The organism is Bacillus sp. JK106, from assembly GCF_053663355.1.
This window is the reverse complement of the sequence record NZ_JBSJQC010000003.1, coordinates 282777-298536: the sequence shown is the minus strand read 5'-3', so window position 1 is coordinate 298536 and position 15760 is coordinate 282777. Positions and strand designations below refer to the sequence as shown.

At 47.2% G+C, this 15760-nt stretch carries 21 protein-coding genes; 20 read left to right on the top strand and 1 reads right to left on the bottom strand.

Features of this window, described 5'->3' with window-relative positions; genetic code table 11:
• The first annotated feature begins 44 nt into the window (after window positions 1–44).
• The 20 genes from ACWJJS_RS12040 to lysA all read left to right on the top strand — a co-directional run bounded on the left by ACWJJS_RS12040 (window position 45) and on the right by lysA (window position 14795).
• On the top strand, window positions 45–335 hold the full coding sequence (locus ACWJJS_RS12040; protein ID WP_003153325.1) for a hypothetical protein: 291 nt from the start codon (window positions 45–47) through the stop codon (window positions 333–335).
• Between the two features lie 58 nt (window positions 336–393).
• On the top strand, window positions 394–621 hold the full coding sequence (locus tag ACWJJS_RS12035; RefSeq protein WP_003153326.1) for a hypothetical protein: 228 nt from the start codon (window positions 394–396) through the stop codon (window positions 619–621).
• Between the two features lie 76 nt (window positions 622–697).
• On the top strand, window positions 698–1342 hold the full coding sequence (spoIIM, locus tag ACWJJS_RS12030) for a stage II sporulation protein M (protein ID WP_007409404.1): 645 nt from the start codon (window positions 698–700) through the stop codon (window positions 1340–1342).
• A gap of 112 nt (window positions 1343–1454) precedes the next feature.
• Window positions 1455–1904, top strand: coding sequence for a ferric iron uptake transcriptional regulator (fur, locus tag ACWJJS_RS12025; RefSeq protein WP_003153330.1), 450 nt, complete (start codon window positions 1455–1457; stop codon window positions 1902–1904).
• Between the two features lie 114 nt (window positions 1905–2018).
• Window positions 2019–2246: a YqzK family protein gene (locus tag ACWJJS_RS12020; protein ID WP_003153331.1), complete on the top strand. Its 228-nt coding sequence runs from the start codon at window positions 2019–2021 to the stop codon at window positions 2244–2246.
• Window positions 2247–2253: 7 nt separating this feature from the next.
• The gene (gene xerD / locus ACWJJS_RS12015) at window positions 2254–3144 is read left to right on the top strand and encodes a site-specific tyrosine recombinase XerD (protein ID WP_012117897.1); all 891 of its coding nucleotides are present in this window, start codon (window positions 2254–2256) and stop codon (window positions 3142–3144) included.
• A gap of 168 nt (window positions 3145–3312) precedes the next feature.
• The gene (gene deoB / locus ACWJJS_RS12010; protein WP_071391665.1) at window positions 3313–4497 is read left to right on the top strand and encodes a phosphopentomutase; all 1185 of its coding nucleotides are present in this window, start codon (window positions 3313–3315) and stop codon (window positions 4495–4497) included.
• Window positions 4498–4508: 11 nt separating this feature from the next.
• The gene (locus tag ACWJJS_RS12005) at window positions 4509–5327 is read left to right on the top strand and encodes a purine-nucleoside phosphorylase (protein ID WP_003153340.1); all 819 of its coding nucleotides are present in this window, start codon (window positions 4509–4511) and stop codon (window positions 5325–5327) included.
• Window positions 5328–5463: 136 nt separating this feature from the next.
• Window positions 5464–6633, top strand: a complete 1170-nt coding sequence (locus ACWJJS_RS12000) for a D-alanyl-D-alanine carboxypeptidase family protein (RefSeq protein ID WP_003153342.1) — start codon at window positions 5464–5466, stop codon at window positions 6631–6633.
• A gap of 95 nt (window positions 6634–6728) precedes the next feature.
• Window positions 6729–7082: an anti-sigma F factor antagonist gene (gene spoIIAA / locus ACWJJS_RS11995; RefSeq protein WP_065180567.1), complete on the top strand. Its 354-nt coding sequence runs from the start codon at window positions 6729–6731 to the stop codon at window positions 7080–7082.
• Window positions 7079–7519, top strand: coding sequence for an anti-sigma F factor (gene spoIIAB, locus ACWJJS_RS11990; RefSeq protein WP_003153347.1), 441 nt, complete (start codon window positions 7079–7081; stop codon window positions 7517–7519). The genes spoIIAA and spoIIAB overlap by 4 nt, the downstream gene beginning before the upstream one ends.
• Before the next feature lie 11 nt (window positions 7520–7530).
• Window positions 7531–8298 (top strand): RNA polymerase sporulation sigma factor SigF, encoded by a 768-nt coding sequence (gene sigF, locus ACWJJS_RS11985; protein WP_102422740.1) that lies wholly within the window; start codon window positions 7531–7533, stop codon window positions 8296–8298.
• A gap of 126 nt (window positions 8299–8424) precedes the next feature.
• Window positions 8425–9045 carry a stage V sporulation protein AA gene (locus ACWJJS_RS11980; protein WP_070082055.1) on the top strand — a complete coding sequence of 207 codons (621 nt, stop codon included), beginning with the start codon at window positions 8425–8427 and terminating at the stop codon, window positions 9043–9045.
• Window positions 9035–9460, top strand: a complete 426-nt coding sequence (locus tag ACWJJS_RS11975) for a stage V sporulation protein AB (RefSeq protein ID WP_003153350.1) — start codon at window positions 9035–9037, stop codon at window positions 9458–9460. Before ACWJJS_RS11980 ends, ACWJJS_RS11975 begins: the two co-directional genes overlap by 11 nt.
• Before the next feature lie 12 nt (window positions 9461–9472).
• On the top strand, window positions 9473–9925 hold the full coding sequence (spoVAC, locus tag ACWJJS_RS11970) for a stage V sporulation protein AC (RefSeq protein WP_003153353.1): 453 nt from the start codon (window positions 9473–9475) through the stop codon (window positions 9923–9925).
• A gap of 11 nt (window positions 9926–9936) precedes the next feature.
• On the top strand, window positions 9937–10953 hold the full coding sequence (spoVAD, locus tag ACWJJS_RS11965) for a stage V sporulation protein AD (protein ID WP_025649812.1): 1017 nt from the start codon (window positions 9937–9939) through the stop codon (window positions 10951–10953).
• The gene (gene spoVAE, locus ACWJJS_RS11960; protein ID WP_003153356.1) at window positions 10954–11304 is read left to right on the top strand and encodes a stage V sporulation protein AE; all 351 of its coding nucleotides are present in this window, start codon (window positions 10954–10956) and stop codon (window positions 11302–11304) included.
• A gap of 3 nt (window positions 11305–11307) precedes the next feature.
• On the top strand, window positions 11308–11916 hold the full coding sequence (locus ACWJJS_RS11955; RefSeq protein WP_102422741.1) for a stage V sporulation protein AE: 609 nt from the start codon (window positions 11308–11310) through the stop codon (window positions 11914–11916).
• Window positions 11870–13351, top strand: coding sequence for a spore germination protein (locus ACWJJS_RS11950; protein ID WP_003153360.1), 1482 nt, complete (start codon window positions 11870–11872; stop codon window positions 13349–13351). The genes ACWJJS_RS11955 and ACWJJS_RS11950 overlap by 47 nt, the downstream gene beginning before the upstream one ends.
• Window positions 13352–13475: 124 nt before the next feature.
• Entirely contained in the window at window positions 13476–14795 is a 1320-nt protein-coding gene (lysA, locus tag ACWJJS_RS11945; protein WP_454023598.1) for a diaminopimelate decarboxylase, read from the top strand.
• 44 nt (window positions 14796–14839) lie between these two features.
• On the opposite strand, the gene ACWJJS_RS11940 is transcribed toward lysA, so the two are convergent.
• Window positions 14840–15739: a DUF1002 domain-containing protein gene (locus ACWJJS_RS11940; protein WP_003153362.1), complete on the bottom strand. Its 900-nt coding sequence runs from the start codon at window positions 15737–15739 to the stop codon at window positions 14840–14842.
• Window positions 15740–15760 lie beyond the last annotated feature (21 nt).

The following is a 15760-nucleotide window of genomic DNA, read 5'->3' as shown; positions in this document are numbered from 1 at the left end:
GGCAGGCTAACAGATAGCAAAAGACGGAATAAAGAGGTGTCAATGTGGATTATTTTCCGCTGATCCATACAAATATTTGGGATGCTGTGATCGGCGTGCCGGTCGTCTTATGCGTTACACAGCTGATCAAAGTGTTCTGCCGGGTTCCGGGCATATTCGTTCCCACGATTGCCCTTGCTGCCGGAAATGTTGTGTCTATCGTTTTCGGTCACCATGAACACGTGTATGCGGGGATTTTTATGGGATTTTTTTACGGATACGCCGCCATGGGGAGCTATTCATCTGCCAAAACGTCTCTGCGCGCTTACCGGTCGAAACATGAGCCGTATTCATGAACACATCGGGATTTTTTTGTTATGATAAAGAAAAGGCAAAAAAAGGAGCGATTGGCACATGGCGAAAAGCAAAACGAAAAAAATGCGGGAGCATCTCAGAAGAAACGGGATGCGTGACGCAGTCTTGTCAAGGGGGACGGCGCCGTCTTTCAGCACCCATGAAAGAGTGACGAAAACCAAAAAAGACAGGCTTGAAAGAATAAAGCATAAAAAAAGGAACCCCTATGATCACCGGAGTGATGACGGGGGTTCTTTTTTTATGCCCGAATCTCGCGCCTTTCTATGATTTCTCTGTCATGTTTTCTCTTTTCTTTCATACAATCTACTAAATCAAGTCAATAGATTAGCGGGAGGAAAGCGGTATGAGAAAACAATCGTACAAAGAACTGTTTTTTCGCCATGTAAAGGATCATCTGTCACTTTATATATTTGTGTTCGTCTTGTTTTTGATGGGAGTCATTTTCGGGGCGATCATCGTCAACAGCATGACCATCACGCAGAAAGAAGATTTGTATTACTATTTAAGCAAGTTTTTCGGACAGCTGTCTGACGGAAAACATGCCGGCGCTTCAGAAATGTTTTGGCAGGCCGTCTTTCATGATGTAAAATATTTGGGGCTGATGTGGATTCTCGGTATTTCCGTGATCGGTCTTCCGGTTATTTTCATTATGGTGTTTTTAAAAGGAATCGTCGTCGGCTTCACGGTCGGTTTTTTGGTGAATCAAATGGGGATGAACGGGTTTTTCCTGTCATTTATTTCGGTTCTGCCGCAAAACATCGTTCTCATTCCGGCATATCTTATCATGGGGACATGCTCCATCGCTTTTTCACTGAAACTGATCCGGCAGCTGTTTGTCAAACGCAGCCTTCATGACGCGCCGATCCAATGGTTCGGACGTTACGCCTTCGTACTGATTCTCATCGTTTTCTTCTCGGTCATCGCTTCGCTGCTCGAAGCGTACGTGTCTCCGCTGTTTATGGAAAAGCTGTCTTCACGCATATTTTAGAATGATTATCACAAAATAATACTTTTATTTATCAGTTTATAATAATTATAGTTGGAACTCTGCGCGTATTTTGTTATAATGAGTCATGGAATGCGGCGTAGGAGGGAAAGACATGGAAAACCGTATTGATCGAATTAAAAAGCAGCTGCACTCGTCAAGTTACAAGCTTACGCCACAGCGGGAAGCAACGGTAAGAGTGCTGCTTGAAAACGAAGAAGACCATTTAAGCGCAGAAGATGTATACCTCCTCGTAAAAGAGAAATCTCCTGAAATTGGTCTCGCTACAGTATATCGTACATTAGAATTATTAACAGAATTAAAAGTCGTTGATAAAATTAACTTCGGGGACGGCGTATCCCGCTACGACCTTCGCAAAGAAGGCGCGGCTCACTTTCATCACCATTTGGTCTGCATGGAGTGCGGAGCCGTCGATGAAATTGAAGAAGATCTGCTTGAAGACGTTGAAGAAGTGATTGAACGTGATTGGAAATTTAAAATTAAAGATCATAGATTGACTTTTCACGGAATCTGCCACCGCTGCCGCGGGGATGAAACAGAGTAAAAGCCTATGAACCTTTTCTGCCAGGAAAGGGTTTTTTGCTGTTTTTATGTATAAAAGCCTTTGAAATTGGCATAAGGTGTACTAACAGCCGCCAAAGAAAGGGTCGATCGAAAGATGGGCAGATTCCTGAAAACAGCCGCGGATACGATCAAAGTGTTTATTCTGTTCACAGGTTTTACCGCGCTGTTCTATTATGCTATGATATGGGTGAATTCAGAGTATGAAAACTATCATCGGTACGATAAACCGGAAGGCTCCGCCGTCAAAGTGGCCAAAACGGAACATGAGGAAAAAGACGGCTGGTTCGGCCGATTGATCTTTTTTTACCAAAACGGGGAGTAGATCAAGAGTGAAGGATCAAATTAAGGATTTCATCCATTATGTGAGGGTTGAAAGAGGGCTGTCCCAAAATACGATGATGTCCTATGAGCGTGATCTGAAAAGTTATTCTCTCTTCTTAACTGAAACCCTTCAGATCACTTCATGGAATGATGTGACCCGTCTTCATATTATTCAATATTTAAAGCATATAAAGGACTCCGGGAAATCCGGCAAGACGTCTGCCAGGCATTTGGCGTCGATCCGGTCTTTTCATCAATTTCTGTTAAGGGAAAAAGCCGCGGATAAAGATCCTTCGGTACATATTGAAACACAAAAAACAGAGCGGACGCTTCCGAAAGTATTGGCGCTTCACGAAGTTGAGCGGTTATTGGACACGCCTAAGCTTGACAGCCCGTTCGGTCTCAGGGATAAAGCCATGCTTGAACTGCTGTACGCAACCGGCATCCGGGTCAGCGAGATGATCGAGCTGAAATTATCCGACGTCCATTTGACGATGGGATTTGTCCGCTGCTTCGGAAAAGGGCGGAAAGAGCGGATTGTGCCGATTGGTGAAGCCGCTTCCCATGCGATAGAAGCATACATTGAAAAAGCCAGAGGGAAATTATTAAAGAAAAACGTAACCGAAGCGCTTTTTCTGAATCATCACGGCAGGCAGATCAGCCGTCAGGGATTCTGGAAAAACCTGAAAAAAATCGCCCTTGAAGCGGGGATTAAAAAAGAGCTGACACCGCATACGCTCCGGCACTCTTTTGCAACGCACCTGCTTGAAAACGGCGCGGATCTGCGCGCCGTGCAGGAGATGCTCGGACATGCCGATATTTCCACGACGCAAATTTATACGCATGTGACGAAAACAAGGCTGAAGGACGTGTACAAACAGTATCATCCGCGCGCTTAGGAGCCGCTGCCGGAGGGGCCGCGGCTTTTTTTGCCGGATTGGCGGAATACAGAGAAGGTTCTAATTATTTGAATCGGCATTGTCAACAAGAATGTAAACGGTTTATACTTGAGTTGTCTGACCTCTGTAAGCTACAATGGACAGATGGAAGAAAAGGAGGCTTTTATGATGTCTGAATACAAATATAACCGGGTATTTTTGATCGTAATGGATTCTGTCGGAATCGGTGAAGCGCCGGACGCTGCCGATTTTAATGATATAGGCGCAAATACGCTCGGACACATCGCAGAGCACATGAACGGCTTACATATGCCCCATATGGCGCAGCTCGGTCTCGGACTGATCGGAGACATTAAGGGCGTGGAAAAAACGGAGCACCCTCTTGCGTACTACGGAAAAATGCAGGAGGCGTCAAACGGGAAAGATACGATGACGGGGCACTGGGAGATTATGGGCCTCTACATTGAAAAACCGTTTAAAGTGTTCCCGGAAGGATTTCCGGATGAACTTCTTCGGGAACTTGAGCGGCGTTCAGGACGGAAAATCATCGGAAATAAGCCGGCTTCAGGCACGGCGATTCTGGACGAGCTCGGAAAAGAACATATGGAAACGGGTGCGCTGATCGTTTATACATCAGCAGATTCCGTGCTGCAGATTGCGGCTCACGAAGATGTCGTTCCGCTGGAAGAGCTGTACAGCATCTGTGAAACGGCCAGAGAACTGACGCTTGATCCGAAGTACATGGTCGGCCGGATTATCGCAAGACCGTTCGTCGGAGAACCGGGCAGCTTCAAACGCACGCCGAACCGTCATGATTATGCGCTCAAACCGTTCGGCCGCACGGTAATGAACGGAATGAAAGACAGCGGATTAGACGTCATTTCCATCGGCAAAATTTCTGATATTTATGACGGAGAAGGCATTACATCTTCCCGCCGCACGGTATCTAATATGGATGGCATGGACAAAGTGATTGAAACGCTCGGTGAAGAATTTACGGGCCTGAGCTTTGCCAACCTCGTTGATTTTGACGCGCTGTACGGACACCGCCGCGATCCGGAAGGGTACGGAAAAGCGCTTGAGGAATTCGACGCGAGGCTTCCGGAAGTGTTTGAAAAAATGAAAGAAGACGATCTGCTGATCATCACTGCGGATCACGGCAATGATCCTGTCCATCACGGCACGGATCACACGCGGGAGTATGTGCCGCTTCTTGTTTACAGCAAAAAGCACAAACACACTGAACAGCTGCCGCTTGCGGAAACATTTGCCGATATCGGCGCAACCATTGCGGATAATTTCAAAACGGAAAAGCCGGAATACGGAAAAAGCTTTTTATCAAGATTACAGTAGGGGGACTTTTTTTGAAACAAAAGATCGAACGTGCTGCTGCATTTATTAAAGAACACGTGAAAGAAACACCAAAGATCGGTCTGATTTTAGGATCAGGGCTCGGCGTATTGGCCGATGAAATTGAGGGAGCCGTCAAGCTTACATATGAAACGATCCCTGATTTTCCGGTCTCAACGGTAGAAGGCCATGCCGGCCAGCTTGTGATGGGAACGCTTGAAGGCGTGCAGGTCATCGCGATGCAGGGCCGCTTTCATTACTATGAAGGCTACTCAATGGATCAGGTCACATTCCCAGTCCGCGTGATGAAAGCGCTCGGCGTTGAATCTCTCGTCGTGACGAATGCAGCCGGCGGTATCAACACTGAATTCCGCGCCGGCGATCTGATGATTATTACAGACCATATCAACTTTACAGGCACCAACCCGTTAATCGGGCCGAACGAAGCTGAATTCGGAGCGAGATTCCCGGACATGTCAGAAGCCTATGACAAAGAGCTGTCAAGCTTGGCTGAAAAAACGGCCGATGAGCTGGGCATTCCTGTTCAAAAAGGTGTGTATACAGCTGTTACGGGGCCGTCTTACGAAACGCCTGCTGAGGTTCGGTTTTTAAGAACGATGGGGTCTGACGCTGTCGGCATGTCGACCGTGCCGGAAGTCATCGTCGCCAACCACGCGGGGATGCGCGTGCTCGGCATCTCATGCATTTCCAACGCGGCGGCGGGTATTCTTGACCAGCCGTTATCCCATGAAGAAGTAATGGAAATGACGGAAAAAGTAAAAGGCGGCTTTTTGAAGCTTGTAAAAGCCGTAGTCGCACGATCTCAAAAATAAGTCAGCATAAGTCAGCTGTTTCTTCGGAAGCAGCTGTTTTTTTGTGCCCTCAACACGAAACATTTTCCAGATGAGGCGTATAAAACCACCGGATTTGGAAAAAATAAAAAGGATTATGAAATGGAGGGCTTTGGAGATGAAACGTCTTATATCCACTTTGTTGATTGGCATTTTATTAACGGCATCAGCACCGTCCGCTTTTGCAAAGCCGGACGGAAAACATACATCGGAGCTCGCTCATGAAGCCAAAAGCGCCGTGCTGATTGAACGCGATACGGGAAGCATTCTTTATAACAAGAACAGCCGGGAGCGTCTGGCGCCAGCAAGCATGACAAAAATCATGACCATGCTTTTAATCATGGAAGCGCTTGACAAAGGGAAAATAAAGATGAGCGATAAAGTCAGGACGAGTGAACACGCCGCGTCTATGGGCGGATCACAGATTTTCCTTGAACCCGGAGAAGAAATGACGGTAAAAGAAATGCTCAAAGGAATTGCGATAGCTTCCGGTAATGACGCATCTGTCGCAATGGCGGAGTATATCGCCGGTTCAGAAGAGGATTTCGTCAGCCGGATGAACAAAAAAGCAAAAGAATTGGGATTGAAAGATACCTCCTTCAAAAACCCGACGGGACTGCCTGAAAAAGACCATTACAGCTCTGCTTATGACATGGCGAAAATGGCGAAGGAATTATTAAAGTATGATAAAATCACTCAATTTACGGGAACGTATGAGGATTATTTAAGAGAAAATACAGACAAAAAGTTCTGGCTCGTCAATACAAACCGGCTGATCAAATTTTATCCGGGTGTAGACGGCGTGAAGACGGGCTTTACAGGCGAAGCGAAGTATTGTTTAACCGCCACCGCTAAAAAAGGAAATATGAGGGTCATCGCTGTCGTTTTCGGAGCCAGCACCCCGAAAGAAAGAAACGCCCAAGTGACCAAAATGCTTGATTACGCCTTCAGCCAGTTCAAAACACACCCGCTGTACAAACGGAATCAAATCGTCGGAACGGTAAAGGTAAAAAAAGGAAAACAGAAACTGATCAAGCTGACCACATCTGAGCCGATTTCTCTTCTGGCCAAAAAGGGAGAGAACATGGACAAAGTAAAAAAAGAAGTGAAAATCAACGGCAATGTAACCGCTCCGGTTAAAAAAGGAGAGGTGCTCGGCAGCCTCGTTCTGAAAAAAGACGGAAAGGTGCTCGTTGAAAGCCCGGTCACGGCAAAAGACGACATGGAAAAAGCGGGTTTTCTCACTTTTCTGAAGCGGACGATGGGAGATTGGACAAAATTTAAATAATCGTGGCGAACGGGCACTAGTTTTGTCATAGTGAAGGAATTGCTTTCCCAAAAATCGAAACACTCATTATCCGATCATATCAAGGAGGAATGAGCATGAGCCTTGGAATTGACTTTCATGTCAAAGAATCCGTGCTTTGTATTCGATTAACAGGTGAACTCGACCATCATACGGCAGAATCATTAAAACAAAGGGTTACTGAATCGCTGGAGGCTGACGGCATCCGTCACATTGTGCTGAACCTTGAAGATCTTACCTTCATGGACAGCTCCGGCCTCGGCGTGATTTTAGGGCGTTATAAACAAATTAAACAGCTCGGCGGAGAAATGGTCGTGTGCGCGATTTCGCCCGCGGTGAGACGCCTGTTTGACATGTCCGGCCTGTTTAAAATCATCAGATTCGAACAATCGGAACAAAAAGCGCTTTTAACGTTGGGGGTGGCATCATGAAAAACGAGATGCATCTTGAATTTTCAGCCCTCAGTCAGAACGAATCGTTTGCGCGCGTAACGGTTGCTTCTTTTATCGCGCAGCTCGACCCGACGATGGATGAGCTGACGGAAATCAAGACCGTCGTATCAGAAGCGGTAACAAACGCAATCATCCACGGCTATGAAGAAAACTGCGACGGAAAGGTGTACATCTCCGTTACACTGGAGGATCATGTCGTCTATTTGACCATACGTGACGAAGGCCTCGGGATCACGGATCTTGAGGAAGCGCGCCAGCCGCTCTTTACGACAAAACCCGAGCTTGAGCGCTCCGGAATGGGCTTTACCATTATGGAAAACTTTATGGATGATGTCACGATTGATTCCTCGCCGGAGATGGGAACGACGATACGCTTAACAAAACACCTATCAAAAAGCAAAGCGCTTTGTAATTAAGGAGATTTGTTATGGATGTGGAGGTTAAGAAAAACAGCAAAAACGCGCAGCTCAAGGACCATGAAGTCAAAGAATTAATCAAAAAGAGCCAAGAGGGCGACCAGCAGGCAAGAGACCTCCTCATAGAAAAAAACATGCGTCTTGTGTGGTCCGTCGTTCAAAGGTTTTTAAACAGAGGCTATGAGCCGGACGATCTGTTTCAGATCGGCTGTATCGGATTGTTAAAATCCGTTGATAAATTCGATTTGTCCTATGATGTCCGTTTTTCAACTTATGCCGTGCCGATGATTATCGGGGAAATCCAGCGCTTCATCCGCGATGACGGAACCGTCAAAGTATCAAGATCTTTAAAAGAGCTCGGCAATAAAATACGCCGGGCGAAAGATGAACTGTCAAAAACATACGGAAGAGTGCCGACCGTCCAGGAAATCGCGGATCATTTAGAAATTGATGCGGAGGATGTGGTGCTTGCGCAGGAAGCGGTGCGGGCGCCTTCATCCATTCATGAGACCGTGTATGAAAATGACGGAGACCCGATCACCCTGCTTGATCAGATCGCTGATCATTCAGAAGAGAAGTGGTTTGAGAAAATCGCCCTCAAGGAAGCGATCAGTGATTTGGAAGAACGGGAAAAACTCATTGTCTATCTGAGATATTATAAAGATCAGACACAGTCGGAAGTAGCCGAACGGCTCGGGATTTCCCAAGTTCAGGTATCGAGGCTGGAGAAAAAAATATTAAAGCAGATTAAAGTGCAGATGGATCATACGGAAAGCTGACCTTTTACGGGCCGGCTTTTTTTATTTGTGCATCGGTGGTAATTTATGGTCTTTTGCCGCTGATGAATGAGAACAAAAGTGAACCACATACTACATATATAACCACCCGAAAGATGGTGATGCAAGATGGAAAGACGAATATTTCTCAGACTTCGCCACCGCGTGAAGGCTCATACCGGAGATATCATCACAGTCGGCGACGCCGCGCAGATTGCGGGACAGCAAAAGCTGAAAAAAAAACTGTCGGCACTGCCGCTGTATAAGGTCACGAAAAAAGACAAAAATATCGTCGTGCTGGACATCATAAAAGTGCTGAAAACCATTCATACCGCTTTTCCCGCGCTTGATGTACAGACCGTCGGCGGCGCTGAAACGATAGTGGAAATCCATTACCAGAAAAAGCAGCTGTCAGCCGTTTTATTCGTCGGTGTCTGGCTCCTGCTTTTTATCGGTTCATGTCTTGCCATTATGAATTTTCATGAAGATGTCAGTATGAGAGAAGTTCATATCGCCTTATATGAAATCATAACGGGCGAACGGAATGAATACCCGTATCTGCTTCAAATTCCATACAGCATCGGCCTCGGTCTCGGTATGATCGTCTTTTTTAATCACATCTTCAAAAAACGCCTGAATGAAGAGCCAAGCCCGCTGGAAGTCGAGATGTTTAATTATCAGATTGATCTCGATCATTATGTCGCAATGCACGAAAATGAAGAGACGATGAAAGATCTGCATGATCGTTAGCATTCTTTTCGTTATATTTGTCGGGCTTGGCGGAGGGCTGACCGTGGGCGCGGGCTTTGTGGCTTTTTTAACCGTTATGGGAATCGTCCCCCGCCTTATGCAGCTGACAAAAACAATGCGCTTTGTACAGGCCTACGAAGGAGCTGTTATTTCAGGAGCTGTGTTCGGCGGCTGGGAAACCTTAAATATGAATCATTTTTTTTTATCTGAATGGCTGGCCGTTCCGGTCGGGCTTTTGGCCGGCATGTTTATCGGCATGCTGGCCGCAGCGCTTACAGAAGTGCTGAATGTGCTTCCCATTCTTGCCAAACGGATCGGCTTCGGCAGCAAAATCATCATATTGCTGATGGCCATTGTGTTCGGCAAAATAGCCGGCTCTTTATTTCATTGGCTGTATTTTATCCATCATTCATAAGGAGGAACCGACGTGACAAACTTAAAAGAAAATTACAAAACAAAAGTGAAAGACTATCAGCCGAAACCGCCATATGTTTGGAATTGCGTCAAAGCCTTTCTGATCGGCGGTTTGATCTGTCTGATCGGGCAGGCTCTTCAAGACTTTTACATCCACTTTTTTAATTTTAATGAAAAAACAGCGGGCAACCCGACGGCCGCCACTCTTATTTTAATTTCCGCTCTTTTGACCGGATTCGGCATTTATGACAGACTCGGGCAGTTTGCCGGAGCGGGTTCAGCCGTGCCGGTGACGGGTTTTGCAAACAGTATGACAAGCGCGGCTCTGGAACACAGAAGTGAAGGACTCGTGCTCGGAGTAGCGACAAACATGTTTAAATTGGCGGGAAACGTCATTGTATTCGGCGTCGTGGCAGCCTATATCGTAGGCCTGATACGGTTTGCTTGTGAAAAACTGTTTTCGTAGGAGGAGAAAAAATGAAATTAACCGGAAAGCAAACCTGGGTGTTTGAAAACCCGTTATTTGTAAATGCGGCGGGGACGGCAGCCGGACCGAAAGAAAAAGACGGCCCGCTCGGTTCGCTGTTTGATAAGACATACGATGAAATGCATTGCAATCAGAAAAACTGGGAAATGGCGGAACGTCAGTTAATGGAAGATGCCATCAACTCAGCTTTGCAAAAACAGAATTTGAAAAAGAGCGATATTGATTTGTTACTCGCGGGGGATCTTTTAAATCAAAATGTGACCGCCAACTACGTCGCCAGACATCTGAAAATCCCGTTCCTCTGTCTGTTCGGCGCCTGTTCGACATCAATGGAAACGATTGCCGTCGCATCCGCGCTCATTGACGGCGGTTTTGCGAACCGGGCGATCGCAGCCACGAGCAGCCATAACGCGACCGCAGAACGGCAATTTCGCAATCCGACGGAATATGGCGGGCAAAAACCGGATACCGCCACTTCGACGGTCACGGGGGGCGGGGCGGTCATCATCAGCCAAAACCCTTCTGATATCAAGATTACAAGCGCAACAGTGGGAAAAGTAAGCGACCTCGGAATAACAGATCCGTTCGATATGGGATCCGCCATGGCGCCAGCTGCCGCCGACACAATCAAACAGCACCTGCAGGACTTAAACCGCACGGCGGATGATTATGATCTGATTTTAACGGGAGACCTTTCAGGCGTCGGCTCGCCGATCGTGAAAGATTTGCTCAAAGAAGAAGGCTATCCCGTCGGAACGAAACACGATGACTGCGGTCTTCTCATCTATACGCCGGACCAGCAGGTGTTTGCGGGCGGAAGCGGCTGCGCCTGCTCCGCGCTTGTTACGTACACACATATTTTTAATCAATTAAAATCAGGGGCTCTGAACAGGGTGCTCGTTGTCGCGACAGGAGCGCTTTTAAGTCCGACAATGATCCAGCAGAAAGAAACCATTCCGACCATCGCGCACGGTGTGGTATTTGAGCGGGCGGGAGGTGCATCATAAATGGAATATCTGTTGGCTTTTGTTTGCGGGGGAATCATATGCATTATCGGTCAGCTGCTGCTTGACATTTTTAAACTGACACCCGCCCATGTGATGACAACTTTTGTCGTCATCGGCGCCTTGTTGGATGGGTTCGGAATATATGACAAATTTATCGAATTTGCAGGTGCGGGCGCGACGGTTCCCATCGTCAGCTTCGGTCACAGCTTATTGCACGGCGCCATGCATCAAGCTCACGAGCATGGATTTATCGGGATCGCCATGGGGATTTTTGAACTTACTTCCGCCGGTATATCTTCAGCGATTTTATTCGCATTTCTTGTAGCCATTATTTTTAAACCGAAAGGATAATGCCTGATGACGAAACGGAAGGTCATTCTTGTGACAGACGGGGACGTATACGCCGCCAAAACAATTGAATATGCCGCGGAAAAAGCAGGCGGACGGTGTATTTCCCAATCAAAGGGCAATCCGTCAACCAGAAGCGGCCCCGAACTTGTTCAGCTGATTAAAGCCGCGCCGAATGACCCGGTGTTTGTCATGTTTGACGATTCAGGCCTGCAAGGGGAAGGGCCGGGCGAAACGGCGCTGAAATATGTCGCCTCACATCAGGACATTGAAGTGCTGGGGGTGATTGCGGTCGCTTCTAAGACCCATCAGGCTGAATGGACGAAAGTCGATGTCTCCATTGACCGTGATGGAGAAGTGACGGAGTACGGCGTCGATAAAACCGGAATGAGAGAAATGGACGAGCACAGAATGAACGGAGATACGGTGTATTGTCTGGATAAATTGGACGTTCCCCTCATTGTGGGCATCGGCGACATAGGAAAGATGGGGAGAAAAGATGACATATCCAAAGGCTCGCCGATTACGATGAAGGCGGTCGAATTCATTTTAGAAAGGAGCGAAAGCCATGCCGGAAAAACCGGAAAATATGATCAAGGTATACCGGGATCCTAGAAAAAATGAACAATTTTTTAAAGACCGCGTCGGTATGGGAACGAGCTATGATGTCGGCGTCCGCAAAGTTCGAGTATTAGACCGGGAAGTCCAGATTTACTTTGTCAACGGATTAACCGATACTTTGTTTATCATTCATTTAATGGAACAGCTCGTCGACGTTAATAATTATGACGAGAATGCGGATGAAGCGATTGACGTTGTTGAAAACAGGCTTGTCAATCAGCAGGTCCAAAAAGTCAAAACGCTCGACGAAGCAACAGATCAAGTGCTTTCCGGACTTGTGGCCGTTATCGTTGAAGACGCGGGCTTCGCCTTTATCGTTGACGTCAGAAGTTACCCCGGACGCACACCTGAAGAACCGGATACGGAAAAGGTCGTCCGCGGGGCAAGAGACGGTTTTATCGAAAATATTGTCATTAATACAGCATTGATCAGAAGAAGAATCAGGGACGAAAGGCTCCGCGTCAAAATTACGAAAGTCGGCGAGCGCTCTAAGACCGATCTTGCCATTGTGTATATAGAAGACATCGCGGACCCGGACCTTGTCAGCATCGTCGAAAACGAAGTGAATGCGATTGACATTGACGGATTGACGATGTCTGATAAAACGGTGGAAGAATTCATCGTCAAACAGGGCTACAACCCGTTTCCGATGGTCAGATACACGGAGCGGCCGGATGTGGCCGCCAATCACATTTTGGAAGGGCACGTCATCATTGTCGTTGATACGTCACCGAGCGTGATCATAACGCCGACAACGATTTTTCACCATGTTCAGCATGCGGAAGAATACAGGCAGGCGCCTTCAGTGGGAACATTTTTAAGATGGATCAGGTTTTTCGGTATTATCGCTTCAACGGTTCTGCTTCCGATCTGGTTCCTCTTTGTTCTTGAACCGTCTCTTCTGCCTGAAAGATTGGATTTTATCGGTTTAAATAAAAATACGCATATCCCGATCATTCTGCAAATCTTTTTGGCCGATTTGGGGATTGAGTTTCTCAGGATGGCCGCGATCCATACGCCGACCGCTTTATCCACCGCCATGGGTCTGATTGCGGCGGTGCTGATCGGTCAAATCGCCATAGCGGTGGGGCTGTTTTCAGCAGAAGTGATTCTGTACGTATCGATCGCCGCCATCGGATCATTTACCACGCCGAGCTATGAGCTCAGCCTCGCCAATAAAATGATACGCCTCATCTTAATGGTGCTCGTGGCCATTTTCCAAGTGAAAGGCTTTGTGATAGGCTTTACATTGCTGCTGATCATAATGGCGAATATCCGCTCGTTTCATACGCCGTATTTATGGCCGTTTTTACCGTTTAACGGCAAGGCGCTGTGGCAGGTGCTCGTCCGGACGACAGTGCCGGGAGCGAAAGTCAGACCGAGCATTGTTCACCCGAAAGACCGTCAAAGACAGCCAAGCGGTTCATAATCGCATTGAAACCGACAGAAGATTATGATATTGTATGTCTTAACTTATACGGGACTTGTATAAGGACAGCTCAAAAGAAGCTGTCCTTTTCACCCATAGGCGGATCAGAAAGAGGGAATGAGCATTGTTCTTACATGGCACAAGCAGACAAAACAAACTAGGTCATTTGGAAATCGGAGGTGTGGACGCGCTGTATTTAGCGGAGCATTACGGCACGCCTCTTTATGTTTACGATGTGGCTTTAATACGTGAGCGCGCTAAAAGCTTTAAACAGGCATTCATTGACGCGGATTTAAAGGCGCAGGTCGCGTACGCGAGCAAGGCGTTTTCTTCCGTTGCGATGATACAGCTCGCTGAGCAGGAGGGGCTCTCATTGGACGTTGTATCCGGCGGAGAGCTGTTCACGGCGGTTGCGGCTGGTTTTCCGGCTGACAGGATTCATTTTCACGGCAACAACAAAAGCAAAGAAGAGTTGAAAATGGCGCTCGATCATCAAATCGGCTGCATCGTCGTTGATAATTTTTATGAAATATCCTTACTCGCGGAACTGTGCCGCAAATCAGGGCGCACAATGGATGTGCTTCTGCGGATCACTCCCGGGGTAGAGGCGCATACGCATGATTATATTACGACGGGGCAGGAAGATTCCAAATTCGGTTTTGATCTGCATAACGGGCAAATAGAAAAGGCGATTGAACAAGTATTGCAGTCAGACCATATCCGCCTTCTCGGCGTTCACTGCCACATCGGATCGCAAATTTTTGATACGGCGGGCTTTGTGCTGGCCGCAGAAAAAATCTTCGCAAAACTGAATGAATGGAGAGAATCATTCGGCTTTGTCTCTGAAGTGCTGAATTTAGGGGGCGGCTTCGGCATCCGCTACACGGAAGAGGATGAACCCCTTCATCCCGCCGTTTATGTGGAAAAAATTATCGAAGCGGTAAAAGAAAACGCAGCGCGGCACGCGTTTGACATTCCGGAGATCTGGATTGAACCGGGACGCTCGCTCGTCGGAGACGCCGGAACGACGCTTTATACCATCGGTTCGCAAAAAGAAGTGCCCGGCACCCGTAAATATGCAGCGGTTGACGGGGGCATGAGCGATAATATCCGTCCTGCGCTGTATCAGGCGAAATATGAAGCCGTATCGGCAAACAGAATCGGAGAACACCACGACAAAACGGTATCCATCGCGGGTAAGTGCTGTGAAAGCGGGGATATGCTCATTTGGGATATAGATCTTCCGGAAGTGAAAGAAGGCGATCTTCTCGCCGTTTTCTGTACGGGAGCGTACGGATACAGCATGGCTAACAACTACAACCGCATTCCGCGTCCCGCCGTCGTTTTTGTGGAAGACGGCGAAGCGCATCTTGTCATTAGAAGAGAAACTTATAAAGACATTGTAAAACTGGATCTGCCGTTTAAGACGGGGGTCAAACAATAAATAAAAAAGAGACCGGAACAATGGCGTCCGGTCTCTTTTTGCGTTCAGCTGTCAGAACTTGATCCGCTGTCTCCTGTAAATACAGACACGATCGCATTCCAAATCGAAGCGAAGAAATCAATAACTTTTTGAACAAAGCTTTTGCCTTCATCGGATTGAATGAACTTCGTGATTTTGTCTTTTGCCTTATCGAGCTGGCTGCCGACTTGGCCCCAATCAATCTTTGCATTTTTCATTTTATTAAACAATGAAACGAGCTGGTCTTTTTGAGCGTCAGTCAGTGTAATATTAAGGTTTGAAGCCGCATCATCGACCTTTTTCTCGATTCCTTCTTTTGTATCGGGCACACCGTTTTTCGCGAAATCATCTTTAATGTTTGCGATAAGCGCGGAGGCGTTTTTATCCCCGATTTTATCCCCGAGATTTGAAGTGGTGACAAGCTCTTGGTTGGCGACCTGTTTTACATCTTCTGAAATTGCTTTGTCTGATGAGACTTCATATGCCTTGATGATTCCCGTTAATGCTGCGGTGCCTGATACCTCAAACGGCGCCGTCACGTATACTTTCGCATCTTTCACTCCTGCTGTCATCAGGGCGTTTAAGTACATTTCATCCGTAATGGAATCGATATTATGGGTCTTAACGTCAAGCCCGGACCCTTTCTTTGCCACCGTAATGGATGACGAAGAGATGGCTCTTGTGCCGATTTGGGCGTTCGATATATATTTTCCCAGATATTCATGTTCTTCTTTATTTGTGACCGTCACTTTTGTCGCGTTATCAGGGACATTTAATTCGTCAAGCACTTTCTGACGGTTTTCGTTTGACAGATCCGCCCCCAGTGTGACGATGACATCTCCGACTGCGGCATCGGCCAGGCTGATTTTCGGTATTGTGCACAATACAACGGCCGCCGCCAGCAATCCAATCCACATTTTTTTCAAAGCGGTTAACCTCCTTCTTTT